Source organism: Rhizobium sp. BK512 (assembly GCF_014194915.1).
GTDB lineage: Bacteria > Pseudomonadota > Alphaproteobacteria > Rhizobiales > Rhizobiaceae > Rhizobium.
This window is the reverse complement of record NZ_JACIAS010000007.1, coordinates 408,540-420,898: the sequence shown is the minus strand read 5'-3', so window position 1 is coordinate 420,898 and position 12,359 is coordinate 408,540. Positions and strand designations below refer to the sequence as shown.

At 59.3% G+C, this 12,359-nt stretch carries 15 protein-coding genes and 1 tRNA gene; 10 read left to right on the top strand and 6 right to left on the bottom strand.

The window, feature by feature from the left end; all coding sequences use genetic code 11:
- Positions 1-134: 134 nt before the first annotated feature.
- The 5 genes from FHX06_RS25370 to FHX06_RS25350 all read left to right on the top strand — a co-directional run bounded on the left by FHX06_RS25370 (position 135) and on the right by FHX06_RS25350 (position 3,936).
- Positions 135-311, top strand: a complete 177-nt coding sequence (locus FHX06_RS25370) for a hypothetical protein (RefSeq protein ID WP_183849492.1) — start codon at positions 135-137, stop codon at positions 309-311.
- A gap of 4 nt (positions 312-315) precedes the next feature.
- The gene (xerD, locus tag FHX06_RS25365; protein WP_183881256.1) at positions 316-1,269 is read left to right on the top strand and encodes a site-specific tyrosine recombinase XerD; all 954 of its coding nucleotides are present in this window, start codon (positions 316-318) and stop codon (positions 1,267-1,269) included.
- A 62-nt stretch (positions 1,270-1,331) separates the two neighbouring features.
- Positions 1,332-2,285 carry an acetyl-CoA carboxylase carboxyltransferase subunit alpha gene (locus tag FHX06_RS25360; protein WP_112545561.1) on the top strand — a complete coding sequence of 318 codons (954 nt, stop codon included), beginning with the start codon at positions 1,332-1,334 and terminating at the stop codon, positions 2,283-2,285.
- A gap of 194 nt (positions 2,286-2,479) precedes the next feature.
- The gene (locus FHX06_RS25355) at positions 2,480-3,706 is read left to right on the top strand and encodes a murein L,D-transpeptidase family protein (protein WP_112545562.1); all 1,227 of its coding nucleotides are present in this window, start codon (positions 2,480-2,482) and stop codon (positions 3,704-3,706) included.
- 5 nt (positions 3,707-3,711) lie between these two features.
- Positions 3,712-3,936, top strand: coding sequence for a sulfurtransferase TusA family protein (locus FHX06_RS25350; RefSeq protein ID WP_183881254.1), 225 nt, complete (start codon positions 3,712-3,714; stop codon positions 3,934-3,936).
- A 12-nt stretch (positions 3,937-3,948) separates the two neighbouring features.
- Here FHX06_RS25350 and FHX06_RS25345 read toward each other — a convergent pair whose 3' ends face one another.
- Positions 3,949-5,109 (bottom strand): CobW family GTP-binding protein, encoded by a 1,161-nt coding sequence (locus tag FHX06_RS25345; protein ID WP_183881252.1) that lies wholly within the window; start codon positions 5,107-5,109, stop codon positions 3,949-3,951.
- Between the two features lie 9 nt (positions 5,110-5,118).
- Entirely contained in the window at positions 5,119-6,252 is a 1,134-nt protein-coding gene (locus FHX06_RS25340; protein WP_112545565.1) for a D-alanyl-D-alanine carboxypeptidase family protein, read from the bottom strand.
- 156 nt (positions 6,253-6,408) lie between these two features.
- On the opposite strand from FHX06_RS25340, the gene FHX06_RS25335 reads away from it, so the two are divergent.
- Positions 6,409-7,572, top strand: a complete 1,164-nt coding sequence (locus FHX06_RS25335; RefSeq protein WP_112545566.1) for a M20 aminoacylase family protein — start codon at positions 6,409-6,411, stop codon at positions 7,570-7,572.
- 72 nt (positions 7,573-7,644) lie between these two features.
- A tRNA-Arg gene (locus FHX06_RS25330) sits at positions 7,645-7,721 on the top strand.
- Between the two features lie 5 nt (positions 7,722-7,726).
- Here the strand turns inward: FHX06_RS25330 and FHX06_RS25325 are convergent.
- Positions 7,727-8,236 carry a DUF2937 family protein gene (locus tag FHX06_RS25325; protein WP_183881250.1) on the bottom strand — a complete coding sequence of 170 codons (510 nt, stop codon included), beginning with the start codon at positions 8,234-8,236 and terminating at the stop codon, positions 7,727-7,729.
- Between the two features lie 144 nt (positions 8,237-8,380).
- Here FHX06_RS25325 and FHX06_RS25320 point away from each other — a divergent pair, with 144 nt between their 5' ends.
- Positions 8,381-8,629 (top strand): hypothetical protein, encoded by a 249-nt coding sequence (locus tag FHX06_RS25320; RefSeq protein WP_183881248.1) that lies wholly within the window; start codon positions 8,381-8,383, stop codon positions 8,627-8,629.
- Positions 8,630-8,733: 104 nt separating this feature from the next.
- Positions 8,734-8,895, top strand: coding sequence for a hypothetical protein (locus FHX06_RS25315; protein ID WP_183849500.1), 162 nt, complete (start codon positions 8,734-8,736; stop codon positions 8,893-8,895).
- Here FHX06_RS25315 and FHX06_RS25310 read toward each other — a convergent pair whose 3' ends face one another.
- The 3 genes from FHX06_RS25310 to FHX06_RS25300 all read right to left on the bottom strand — a co-directional run bounded on the left by FHX06_RS25310 (position 8,896) and on the right by FHX06_RS25300 (position 10,783).
- Positions 8,896-9,684 (bottom strand): class I SAM-dependent methyltransferase, encoded by a 789-nt coding sequence (locus FHX06_RS25310; protein WP_246715631.1) that lies wholly within the window; start codon positions 9,682-9,684, stop codon positions 8,896-8,898.
- Positions 9,685-9,787: 103 nt separating this feature from the next.
- A complete protein-coding gene (locus FHX06_RS25305; protein WP_183881244.1) occupies positions 9,788-10,078 on the bottom strand; it encodes a BON domain-containing protein in 291 nt (96 codons plus the stop codon).
- A 57-nt stretch (positions 10,079-10,135) separates the two neighbouring features.
- Entirely contained in the window at positions 10,136-10,783 is a 648-nt protein-coding gene (locus tag FHX06_RS25300; RefSeq protein ID WP_183881242.1) for a hypothetical protein, read from the bottom strand.
- 393 nt (positions 10,784-11,176) lie between these two features.
- Here FHX06_RS25300 and dxr point away from each other — a divergent pair, with 393 nt between their 5' ends.
- Complete coding sequence (dxr, locus tag FHX06_RS25295) at positions 11,177-12,352, top strand: 1-deoxy-D-xylulose-5-phosphate reductoisomerase (protein ID WP_183881239.1); 1,176 nt, start codon at positions 11,177-11,179, stop codon at positions 12,350-12,352.
- Positions 12,353-12,359: the final 7 nt, after the last annotated feature.

Sequence of the window (12,359 nt, the reverse complement as noted above, 5' to 3'; positions counted from 1 at the left end):
TTTGTTTGCAAACGGTATCGACAAATGCGGGTGTAGCGTCAAGTCGCGGGCAAGGGAATCATGACACCCATGCCGCTTCTTGCGCTTGCAAATATGCTTCTTATAACAGAAGCAGAGTTCTAAGGAGTAGTCGGATGCCGACCCTGATCCGTTTCCTGTCCGTCCTGGCGGTCATTGCCGGACTGATCTATGGAGCGATGTGGGCGCTCGTCACCTTCGTCGAGCCGCAGGAGCGGGACGTGACGATCCGCATTCCCTCCGAACGGGTGAACCCGCCTTCGACCGGCACGATCAACACCACGAAGAAATGACGCGATGAAGGATCTCGGCCGCGTCCATGTGGAATCATTTCTGGAAATGATGAGCGCCGAGCGGGGTGCAGCGGTCAATACGCTGAAATCCTACGAACGCGATCTGGATGACCTACGCTCTTTTCTGCACGGTCGCAGCATCCGATTGACCGAGGCAGGTTCGGGTGATCTCGGCGCCTATCTCGCCTCGCTATCCGCGCAGGGTTTCAAGCCCTCCTCGCAGGCTCGCCGGCTTGCCGCCATGCGCCAGTTCTACAAGTTCCTCTATGCCGAGGGCCTGCGCACAGACGATCCGACCGGCATTCTTGATGCGCCGAAGAAAGGCCGGGCGCTTCCGAAGACCATGGGCGTCGGCGAGGTAACGAAGCTGCTCACCCAGGCGGAGGCCGAAGCAGCTGACCCGGCCCCCGGCCAGCTTCATCGCCTGCGCATGCTGGCGCTGCTGGAATTGCTCTACGCCACCGGCATGCGCGTCAGCGAACTCGTCTCGCTTCCCGCCCGCGTTCTCGATCAGGAGGGCCGCTTTCTGATGATCCGCGGCAAGGGCAACAAGGAGCGGCTGGTACCCCTTTCCCAATCCGCCATTGCCGCGCTGAAAGCCTACGGTCGCCTGCTGGCAGTCGAGAACGCAGCATCAAAACAGCCTCAGGACAGTCCCTGGCTTTTTCCTGCCGCCTCGAAGGAAGGTTACCTGCCCCGCCAGGTCTTCGCCCGCGATCTCAAAAATCTGGCAATCCGCGCGGGTCTCACACCGTCGATGATTTCGCCGCACGTCATGAGACACGCCTTCGCGAGCCATCTTCTGGCAAATGGTGCGGACCTGCGTGTCGTGCAGGAACTCCTCGGCCATTCGGACATTTCGACGACACAAATCTATACGCATGTTCTGGAAGAACGTCTGCAGCAGCTCGTCCATACGCACCACCCCCTTGCAAAACAGGCGAAAAAGCACGAATAGGACCGGCGACAAGGGGCGGAACCAGGAAACTGCCCCGAGCACAAGGAACGGAAACGCACCTCATGCACAACTATCTCGACTTCGAAAAGCCGATCTCCGACCTCGAAGGTAAGATCATCGAGCTTAAGAAGCTGGCGACGGAAGACGAAAGCATCGACACCTCCGACGAAGTCGGCAGGCTCGAAGTCCGCGTCCGCGAGGCGATCGTCGAGATCTATTCCAAGCTCAATGCCTGGCAGAAGACGCAGGTCGCGCGCCATCCGCAGCGTCCGCATTTTGTCGACTATGCCAAGACGCTCTTCCAGGAATTCACGCCGCTTGCCGGCGACCGCAAATTTTCCGAGGATGCCGCCATCCAGGCCGGTCTTGCCCGCTTCCGTGGCCAGCCGGTCGCCGTCATCGGCCAGGAAAAGGGCAACGACACCAAGAGCCGCCTGAAGCACAATTTCGGCAGCGCCCGTCCGGAAGGTTACCGCAAGGCGATCCGCATCCTTGAGATGGCTGACCGCTTCCAGCTTCCTGTCATCACCCTCGTCGACACCGCAGGCGCCTATCCCGGCGTCGGCGCCGAAGAACGCGGCCAGGCCGAAGCCATCGCCCGCTCGACGGAAATGTGCCTCGGCGTCAAGGTGCCGCTGATCTCCATCGTCATCGGAGAAGGCGGCTCAGGCGGTGCGATTGCGATCGCCACCGGCAACCGCGTCTACATGCTCGAGCATTCGATCTATAGTGTCATCTCGCCGGAAGGCGCCGCTTCGATCCTCTGGCGCGATTCCACCCGCGCCAAGGAAGCGGCAACCAATATGAAGATCACCGCCGAGGACCTGAAGGGGCTCGGTGTCATCGACGGCATCATCCCCGAACCGCTCGGCGGCGCGCATCGTGATCCCGACAGCGTTATCGCCGCAACCGGCGATGTCATCGCCAATGCGCTTGCCGAAATGGCTCCCCGTTCCGGCGAACAATTGCGCAACGACCGCCGCCAGAAATTCCTCGCCATGGGCCGCAATCTGTAAATTCCACAGGCCGATAGAGCTGATTGGGGCCAAATCTTGGCCACAATAATGTTATCTGTAACATTGCGCTTGCGGGACACGTCCGCGCAAGTCATAGGCTGGTAAGGATTTATCAAGTATAAGCCGCCTATGATTCCGCGCTACGCCCGGTTTCCGTAAGCGGGTTGGGTCGCATTATTGAATGGGCTGATTGAATGCGCATACGTCATTTTGCCTATGTTTCGCTCATGGCGCTGGCTCTGACCGGCTGCAATGATGCATTGGAATCGGCTCAAGGCATCGACCTTTCGACCGTCAAGAACAAGGTGGAGCAGCCGCTTCCCGCCCATATCCTTGCCGACATGTCCGCCAAGAGCATGGACCGCAACTCGCCGATCATGATCCGCATTTTCAAGGAAGAAGGTGCGCTGGAAGTCTGGAAGGCGAAGACGGACAATCGGTTCGAGAAGATCGCCGGTTACAAGATCTGCGCCTGGTCCGGCAAGCTCGGTCCGAAGGTCAAGACCGGCGACCGGCAGGCGCCGGAAGGCTTCTACAACCTTAGCCGCGCCAACCTGAACCCCAATTCCAAATATTATCTGGCGATCAACACCGGTTTCCCGAACCGCTATGATGCTGTCAACGGCCGCACCGGCAGCGACCTGATGATCCACGGTGCCTGCTCGTCGTCCGGCTGCTACTCGATGACCGACCAGCAGGTTCTGGAAATCTACGCCTTCGCCCGTGACGCCTTCAAGGGCGGCCAGGAAAGCGTGCAGCTTCAGGCCTTCCCCTTCCGCATGACCGCCGAGAACATGGTCAAGCACCGTCTCGATCAGAATTACGATTTCTGGAAGATGCTGAAGGTCGGCTACGACAATTTCGAAGTTACCAAGCGTCCGCCGGAAGTGAATGTCTGCGAGAAGAAATACGTCTTCAACCAGCAGGCCACGAACGGCGGCAGCTTCAATCCGGCCGGCGCCTGCCCGGCCATGTCGACGCCGCCGGCGCTGACGGCAGCGCTCGCCTCCTATGGCAAGACCTATGATGCCGATTATCAGACGGCGCTGAAGAAATATGACGGGCTTGCCTGGTACGACCCGACGGAAGCAGAACGCAAGGCTGTGGTCGCCAAGCAGCGCAAGGGTCGTGAACTCGCCTATGCTCCAACCGGCACGTCGCTTGAGGCCGGCCGCATGGTCAAGGTTGCCGAACTCGAAGACATGATGGCCAATCAGGCCGCAAAGAGCGTTGCTGCAAAGACCGTAGCGACTGCGACGCCGACGACACAGGCGCAGGCCACGACCGTTGCCGCCGCGCTGCCGGCCAATATTCCGGTGCCAATGCAGAACCCGCTGGCCTATGCAGCGCCCGAACCCGCGCCGCAAGAAACCGCTGACGCAACCAAGAAGCCGTTCTGGAAGTTCTGGGCCAGGAACTGACCGGCTTGGACGCCGTTCTCTACGATCTGCGCGGGCTGAAATGCCCGCTTCCCGTTATCAGGACACGCAAGAAACTGAAGACTATGCCGAGCGGCGCAACGATCCTCGTCGATACCAGCGATCCGCTTGCCATCATCGACATCCCGCATTTCTGCAATGAGGACGGCCACGAACTGGTCAGCACGGAAAAGACCGAACGCGGCCATCGTTTCCTGATCCGCAAGGGATAGGGTTTTTCGCAGTTAGATCCGCACCCCCGGAATGGCGAGCGGATTGTCGCTGAGCGCTGCCCGATCCGGCGTATCGATCCGCGGCTTGCCCAAGAACGCATCGAAAAGATCCTTCACGAAAGCCTCAGGCAGATCCTTCGTGATCAGCACCATGCGCGTGCGCCGGTCCTCGGGATCCGGCCAGGCTGGAAGCCGCACCGGCGGATGAAAGATGCTCTGAACGCCATGCAGCACCAGCGGTCGCTCCGGCCGGTCGGACGTCGCGATGATCGCCTTCATGCGCAAAAGCTTTTCCCCGTGCGCCGAACGCAGGAGATCGATGAACATTTCGAGCGCCATCGGATCGATTGCCTTCTCCTCGATGATCGAGAAAGAGCGGATCGAAGCATCGTGACGATTGACGTCGTGCGGGTCCTGATGCTCGTGGCCATGATCATGATGATGGTGGTGATGACCGTGATCGTGCCCATGGTCGTGATGATGATGCCCCTCGTGCTCATGCTCATCTTCATCATGAAGCCATCGGCGGACATCGGCGATCTTTGTACCGGGATCATAAAGCCCGTTAACAAAAATACGCGCTGAGCCTGCCTCATCGCTGTCGGCATTCATGATGGCGGCGCGCGGATTGAGGCCATGCAGACGTGCCATCAGTGCATCCGTGCCGCCGGCTATGCTCTGCTTCGAAACGATCAGTCGATCGGCAACAGCCGCCTGCTTGCGCGCCTCCTCATGATTATCGAGCGTCTGCAGACCGTTCACCGCATCGACGACGGTGACGACGCCGTCGAGCTCGAAATTCTGCGCGATGACCGGATTGCCCATGATCGCCTGCATGACGGGAGCCGGGTCGGCAAGACCGGTGGTCTCGATGACCACGCGCTTGACCAGTTTCACCCGGCCCGTCTGCACGGCATCTATGAGGTTCGCCAGCGTATCGACCAGTTCCCCGCGCACAGTGCAGCAGAGGCAGCCATCGGACAGCTCAATAATGGAATCACCGGAGCTTTCGACCAGCAGATGGTCGATGCCGACATCGCCGAATTCGTTGATGATGACGGCCGCATCCTTCATGGCAGGATCTTTGAGGATGCGATTCAGCAGCGTCGATTTTCCGGCACCGAGGAAGCCGGTCAGGATGGTGACCGGGATCTTGTCGCTGAACGTGCTCATGATGTTTCCTCAGAAGGATTTCGGCCGCGGGAGCGGCACCGGCACATTGGCAAGCGCCTCGACCGCGTCGCCCTTGGCGATCTTGTCGTTCTGCGCAACCGGCTGCGGATCCTGCCCCGGAATGAGGCCGGCAAACACGAATTGCGGCTCGTGATCCATTTCGTGAATATAGGGCGACTGCACCTTCATGCGGCCGACCTCGTCACGTGTTTCGCTGCGTATCTTCGCGCCCTTGGCGCTGCAGATGTCGGCTGTAATGTCATTCACCTGGTCCTGCCCCGGACCATAAGGCCTCAGCGAACCCAATGTATCATTTGCCGCAAACTGCGTGGTGAAGCCCTTCTGCAGCAGATTGGCAGTGGCGTCGGCGCGAGCCGCCAGGCTGTCGGTACCGAGCACGACGGAAACCAGCGTCCGGCCGTTACGCGTCGCGGAACCGATCTGGTTGAAGCCCGAAGCGCAGATGAAGCCGGTCTTCATGCCGTCGGCGCCGGCAAAGCGGCCGATCAGCATGTTGATGTTCGGGACGTTCTGCTTGCCATTCGTGAAGCCTTCCAGCGAGAAATAACCGGCATATTGCGGGAAGTCGCGGCGTAGCGCCACCGTCAGGATCGCAAGGTCGCGGGCCGTCGTATACTGGCCGTTGCCCGGCAGGCCGTTCGGATTGACGAAATGCGAATCCGACATGCCAAGCTTCGCCGCCTCGGAATTCATGCGCACGACGAAAGCTTCCTGGGTGCCGCCGACCGCTTCCGCAACGGCAACGGCGATGTCATTGGCCGACTTCACCATAAGGATCTTCAACGCGCTGTCGAGCGTGAATTTCTGGCCCGGCTTGAAGCCCATCTTGGCCGGCGGCGCGGACGCGGCCCGCTTGCTCATGACGACGGGCGTGTCGAGGCTGATCTGGCCGGAGCGGATCGCATCGAACACGGTATAGACGGTCATCAGCTTGGTCAGCGAAGCCGGATACCACTTGCGAAAAGCCTCCTCGTGCTCCAGCACCCGGCCGGTCTGCACGTCGACGAGAATATGCGGATTGGCGTGAGCAAGTGTAACGGACGAGACAAGAACCGCTGTTGCTGTCGCTATAAAAGAAAAGGGCCGCAAAGCGGCGAACAAACGATCGTGGCGCGTCGACAAGTGCTCGTCCTTCAGGGAATTATCTCGAAACCTTCCCCTATTTACCCTATATGGCTATGACATGGCAAAGGTCATTGACTAAGTTATTTCCAAGGCATCACGCCCTTGTGATGCTTTCAGACGGGCCCCACGCATTTCATTCACAGGAAGCCAAGAATGCCGATTCTGAATAGAGCCGCCGAACTTCAGGACGAAGTTGCAGAGTGGCGCCGCCACATCCATGCGCGGCCGGAACTTCTCTTCGCGGTCGAAAATACGGCTGCCTTCGTTGCTGAAAAGCTTAAGGAATTCGGCGTCGACGAAATCGTCACCGGCATCGGCCGCACCGGCGTCGTCGGCCTCATCAAGGGCAAGGGTGAAGGCAGCCGCACGGTTGGCCTGCGCGCCGATATGGACGCTTTGCCGCTCACCGAAATCACCGGCAAGCCTTGGGCCTCGAAAACACCTGGCAAAATGCACGCCTGCGGCCATGATGGCCACACCGCCATGCTGCTCGGCGCAGCAAAATATCTTGCGGAAACCCGTAACTTCAACGGCAATGTCGCTGTCATCTTCCAGCCGGCCGAAGAAGGCGGCGGTGGCGGCAATCTGATGGTCAAGGACGGCATGATGGAGCGCTTCGGCATCGAAGAGGTCTACGGCATGCACAATCTGCCGGGTCTTCCCGTCGGCCAGTTCGCCACTCGCAAGGGGCCGATCATGGCGGCAACCGACGAGTTCACCGTCACCATCAAGGGCCGCGGTGGCCACGCGGCACAGCCGCACCGTACGATCGACCCGATCGCCATCGGCTCGCAGATCGTGACAAACCTGCAGCTGATCGCCTCGCGCAGCGTCAATCCTCTGCGCTCGGTCGTCGTCTCCGTCACCAAATTCAATGCCGGTTTCGCCCATAACGTCATTCCCAACGATGCGACCTTCGCCGGCACGATCCGCACGCTTGATGACGAGGTGCGTGATCAGGCTGAAGCGCGCCTGCGCGAAGTCGTGACAGGCATTTGCGCCGCACACGGCGCAGAAGCCGATATCAATTTCCACCGCAACTATCCCGTGACCTTCAATCATGCGGATGAAACGGAACACGCTGTCGCCATCGCCACCGACATTGCCGGCGAAGCCAACGTCGATCCGGAAATTGATCCGATGATGGGCGGCGAGGATTTCTCCTACATGCTGAACGCTCGCCCCGGCGCCTTCATCTTCATCGGCAACGGCGATACCGCCGGCTTGCATAACCCCGCCTATGACTTCAACGATGAGGCCATCGCCCACGGCATTTCCTACTGGGTGCGCCTTGCCGAACAGCGCCTCGGCGCCTGAACCGAAACGACATGAGAGACTGCAAAAAGGCTTGGCTTAATGCCAAGCCTTTTGTATGCATGGCATCCAAGTGGTCCCGTAGCTCAGCAGGATAGAGCACCAGATTCCTAATCTGGGGGTCACGCGTTCGAATCGCGTCGGGATCACCATTCTCTCACCGATATCCAGGTCGCCACTGCACAGCGCGTTTTGCGCCAACCCGCAGCAGTGCCGCGACGATCCATCCGCCGACGAACCCGATTGCCGCCCACGCAAAACCGGCGAAGCTGACGGGGACCCCCGGTACGAAGTCCTGCCAGGTACTGGCAAGGATACTGTCGTCGGCATTGCGCATGAGAATGAAGGGCTTTGCGACCGGCGCCGCGCGGCCGAGATCTGACTGTTGGGTCACGAGGCGCTCGTAGCGTTCCAATGTGCTGTGCATGGAAAGGCCGCGATCACGCAGGAAATCGTCGGGGGAACGGGCATAGACATCGAGTGCCTGCTGGCGATCGAGATGATGGTCGGCAGCCTGTTTCGTGAAATCGTCGACGATGATCCTGAGCTCGTCGATCGCCCCGCCGATACGTTGCCGATACTGCTGGGCGAATTCCGGCGCCTGCGAGAAAAGCGTGCCGCCGGCCAGTCCAACGGCCAGTATGACGCCCCTTCCAATCTGTCCCATCACCATGTCTCCGGCTGTTCCGACACGAGAACGATTTCGAACGGGCAAAGGTTGCCACTGACACAATTGGTAACGCTATGTGATTGAACTGATTACGCTTCGTTCGAGTTCATCTCCCGACCCACTTAGAAAGAGAGGCTTGTTATGAAGAATTATGTCATTGCTTCCGCATTTGCTGCGGCCACGATTTTTGCCAGCGCTCTGCCGTCCCAGGCTGCCAGCGTCACCATCACAACCGACAACGGCGGATACGGACACCATCGCATGACGGACCGTCCCTATTATCGTCATCACCTGCCGCCGCGCCGCGTTTCGCATGATTGCTTCACCCGCACGGAACGCATTCATAGCCACGGCGAGACCGTGATCAAGAAGACCCGTGTCTGCCGCTAAGATGTGACGACCCCGGCCGGAAAACCGGCTGGGGTCTTGAGTTCTGAAGCATGAGGAACTTCGGAATTTTTCCCGCGTTTTACCGGTAAACAGGAGTATCCGTCATGCATATTCGAATGACCCTGCTTGCAATTGGCTGTGCAATCGTTTGCGGTCTGCTCATCGCCATCAGCTATCAGCCGCAAGGCTCCATCACCGCACATAAGACCGATCGGCTCGTTGGCGAAAAGGCTCCAGCCGGGTTCCTGACCGAACGTTTCGGCTGATCAACTGAGCGACGGTTTGCGCGCGACGACGTGGAAATATTCCTCGTCTGCCAGCGTCTCGCCGCCAAGCGGGCGTCCATCGACCGAAAAGAGCAGTGGCTCGCTGATAAAACCGCTTTCGGTAAGTTGTGAGCGTAGCTGGCCGGGTGTCGTGGCGTAGACCATGATGCCGAAATCATGGGCGCGATGCAGCAGGATTGCATGTTCGCCGTCGCGCTGCTCCAGCGGCGCAAAACGACGCTCCCGAACCAGACCCATTGCATGCTTGAGAAGCCGAAAACTCAGCTTCACCGGATGGTTGGACCAGATAATGGACGAGCGGGCGCGGTTCTCACCGAAACCATGCCAGTTGCGATTGAAGGTCGAAAAAGCAAACGTGCCACCGGCCTTCAGAACGCGCGAGACTTCACGAAGGACCGATCTGCGTCCATCGGCATCGACAGAGTCGATGCCATTGTAGCTGAAGACGACGAGATCGAAGGAGCCGTTGGCAAAGGCCGAAAGATCGCGCGCATCCATATTCTCAAAACGAAAACCCGGGTGGTTGGAGCGTGCGAGGGTCACCATCTCTGCCGTATAGTCGACGCCGACATACTCGCTGGCCTCCCCGGCGAGAAGTGCAGCCGTACGGCCGCCGCCGACACCGATATCAAGCACGCGACCGCCCCTGGCATTGGCAATCCCAATACCAAGCACCATACGCTCGCCTTCATTGATGAACCCGCTGCTATTGCGATAGTCGCGTCGGGAGAGTGGGCTGCTCCACGTTCGGCGATTGATCATTTCCATCTGATGCATCGAGATACCTGACTTTCGGGGGCTGGAATAGGTCCAAACCTAGGTCAGGGGTCGGCACGGATAAACTTACATAAAGTTAATGTTCGGTTAATAGTTAATGGCGAACGTTAACCATCGAGTTCGCAAGCAAAATACGGTTGCGAACCGTATGCACGCCCTCGACTGTTCTTGCGATCACTGTTGCCCGCTCGATTTCATCAACAGTACTGACATTGCCGCTCAACACGATTTCGTCGCCTTCGGCAGTAACTTCGACATCGGATGCGTCGATACCGCCAGCGACCGCCAGCGCATTGGCGACCGCAGATTCCAGCGTCGCGCGGTTGGCGTATTCTGCCTCAGCTTCGGGCTGTTGGCCGTGAAATGTCTGTTCCTTGAACACCATCGTTCTCTCCTCCTTGACTGTGAGGAAGAAACGCAGAGGAAGGAGCTTTGGTTTCGCCTACCAGCGAAGCTGATAATTCAAATTGACATTTCCTGTCCGGCCCGTCGAAAGCGGATCGGATACGGACGCACTCAGCCCGAGATTGGGCAGGATATTCTGGCTGACGGCAACCGTGCTGGAAAAGTCGCCACTCGCATCCCCGATGCTGCTGCCGGCCGAAATCGATGTGCCGGTCCATGGATAGATCAGCTTGACCGCCTGCGAGGCAGATACTGTTGCCTGCCGTGCATCGACGGCGTTGTAACCGAAGCTCACCGCACGTGTCGTCTGCATGTCGAGTGTGTCAGACAATATCCAGCTCCGCGAGCGGCTGAGCATAAGCGCACCGCTGCCGCGCAAGGTATCGACCTGCAGCGTCACATCCTGCTGTGCGCGGCCGGCCGGTGTAACGCTCACCTTCTGCAGCTTGCCCCAGAGCATTGCCTGGCCGGAATCCGGCAGCGGCGCGCCGCCCTTGTTGGAGGCGAGCGCGAGATCGGCGCCGGCACTTGTCTCCCATTCCATCGGCAGGCGAAACCCGACCGTCGTCTTGTAGGAACGGGTGGACACCTTCACCGGCGACCAGATCAGCAGATCATCCGCAAATACCGGATTGGCCAGCGGCAGAAGGGCAAAAACAAAGTAGGCAATCTTTATCTTCATCATAATATCGCATCGTTTTGAACTAGCACGCCGGGCGCGCCGATAGGCGCAGAGCAGACGTGGAAGCGCTCGCATCGAACGCAATGAAGGATGGCGTGGACACGCAATCCCGGTTCAGTCTTCGATTTTTGTTGGCCCGGTTTTTGTTTGGCCCGTGGCCAGTGGCATAAATTGCCGGTTGCTCGTCGGACACATCAGTGCCCAGCGGATTTGCCTTTTTCGACCGTAATCAGCCGCAGCAAATGATCATCCCCTTGGGGACTGTTATCAGGATCACATCATGGCAGGGGCATGTAAACCCCTCTGGGGTTGAAATTTGCTGCACCGCACACTTGCTGCCTCCCGCGATCCCCTGTAGAGCCGATGCCGAATATGCAATTTCTTGCGAAATCGACCATGATGACGGGCAAAATCGCGCCTCGGCGCCTCAGTATCTTCGGTTCGACAGGTTCGATCGGCCAGAATACGCTGAATGTCATCGACCATATGGGCGGCCGGGACAATTTCGAAATTTCCGTTCTGACCGGCCACGGCAATGTGGAATTGCTGGCCCAACAGGCGAAATCATCAGGCGCGCGGCTGGCGGTCATCGCAAATGACCGGCACTACGAATCACTGAAGAGCGAACTTTCCGGCAGTGGCATTGCAGTCGCTGCCGGCAAATCCGGCCTGATGGAAGCAGCAGACTGCGAAGCTGACTGGGTAATGGCGGCCATCGTCGGCACGGCGGGGCTCGCACCCACCCTTGCCGCGGCACGCCGTGGCGCCGATATCGCGCTCGCCAACAAGGAATGTCTTGTTTCGGCCGGCGATCTTTTCGTCGAGTCCGTGAGGAACGGCGGCGGCAAGCTGTTGCCCGTCGACAGCGAACACAATGCGATCTTCCAGGTGCTGGAGGAAAACCAGCGCCATGCCGTGGAGCGTGTGATCCTGACGGCATCGGGCGGCCCCTTCCGCACCTCCTCGCTGGAGGAGATGGCCAACGTTACGGTGGAGAGCGCACGCGCTCATCCCAGATGGTCGATGGGCCTGAAGATTTCCATCGACAGTGCGTCGCTGTTCAACAAGGCGCTCGAAATGATCGAGGCGAAGCATCTTTTCGGCCTGCACCCCGAGCAGGTGGAGGTGATCGTCCATCCACAGTCGGTCATCCATTCGATGGTCGGCTATACGGATGGCTCGGTGCTGGCGCAGCTCGGTGCACCGGATATGCGCACCGCAATCGGCTACGCCCTTTCCCATCCGCGCCGGGCGAATCTACCGATCGAACGGCTGGATTTCGCCAAGCTCGCGCGGCTGGACTTCGAGGCTCCGGACGAAAAACGTTTCCCTGCCCTGCGGCTTGCCCGGCTGGCGATGACGCGCGGCGGCGTCCAGGGAGCGGTGCTGAACGGGGCCAAGGAAGTGGCGCTCGAAGCCTTCATCGACGGCCGCCTTCCCTTTCTCGCGATGGCCGAGATCACCGAAAAGGTGATGGACGATCTCATCAGCCTGCCAGCGGCCGCGACGATGGACGATGTGTTCGCCGCAGACAAGGAAGCCCGGCAACGGGCTGCCGGGCTGATCCAATAAAAACCTG

Bases quoted from the DNA above. Each gene is read 5' to 3' on its own strand.
- FHX06_RS25370 (WP_183849492.1), top strand. From the start codon at position 135: ATGCCGACCCTGATCCGTTTCCTGTCCGTCCTGGCGGTCATTGCCGGA.
- xerD (WP_183881256.1), top strand. From the start codon at position 316: ATGAAGGATCTCGGCCGCGTCCATGTGGAATCATTTCTGGAAATGATG.
- FHX06_RS25360 (WP_112545561.1), top strand. From the start codon at position 1,332: ATGCACAACTATCTCGACTTCGAAAAGCCGATCTCCGACCTCGAAGGT.
- FHX06_RS25355 (WP_112545562.1), top strand. From the start codon at position 2,480: ATGCGCATACGTCATTTTGCCTATGTTTCGCTCATGGCGCTGGCTCTG.
- FHX06_RS25345 (WP_183881252.1), bottom strand. From the start codon at position 5,109: ATGAGCACGTTCAGCGACAAGATCCCGGTCACCATCCTGACCGGCTTC.
- FHX06_RS25335 (WP_112545566.1), top strand. From the start codon at position 6,409: ATGCCGATTCTGAATAGAGCCGCCGAACTTCAGGACGAAGTTGCAGAG.
- FHX06_RS25325 (WP_183881250.1), bottom strand. From the start codon at position 8,236: ATGGGACAGATTGGAAGGGGCGTCATACTGGCCGTTGGACTGGCCGGC.
- FHX06_RS25320 (WP_183881248.1), top strand. From the start codon at position 8,381: ATGAAGAATTATGTCATTGCTTCCGCATTTGCTGCGGCCACGATTTTT.
- FHX06_RS25315 (WP_183849500.1), top strand. From the start codon at position 8,734: ATGCATATTCGAATGACCCTGCTTGCAATTGGCTGTGCAATCGTTTGC.
- FHX06_RS25310 (WP_246715631.1), bottom strand. From the start codon at position 9,684: ATGGAAATGATCAATCGCCGAACGTGGAGCAGCCCACTCTCCCGACGC.
- FHX06_RS25305 (WP_183881244.1), bottom strand. From the start codon at position 10,078: ATGGTGTTCAAGGAACAGACATTTCACGGCCAACAGCCCGAAGCTGAG.
- FHX06_RS25300 (WP_183881242.1), bottom strand. From the start codon at position 10,783: ATGATGAAGATAAAGATTGCCTACTTTGTTTTTGCCCTTCTGCCGCTG.
- dxr (WP_183881239.1), top strand. From the start codon at position 11,177: ATGATGACGGGCAAAATCGCGCCTCGGCGCCTCAGTATCTTCGGTTCG.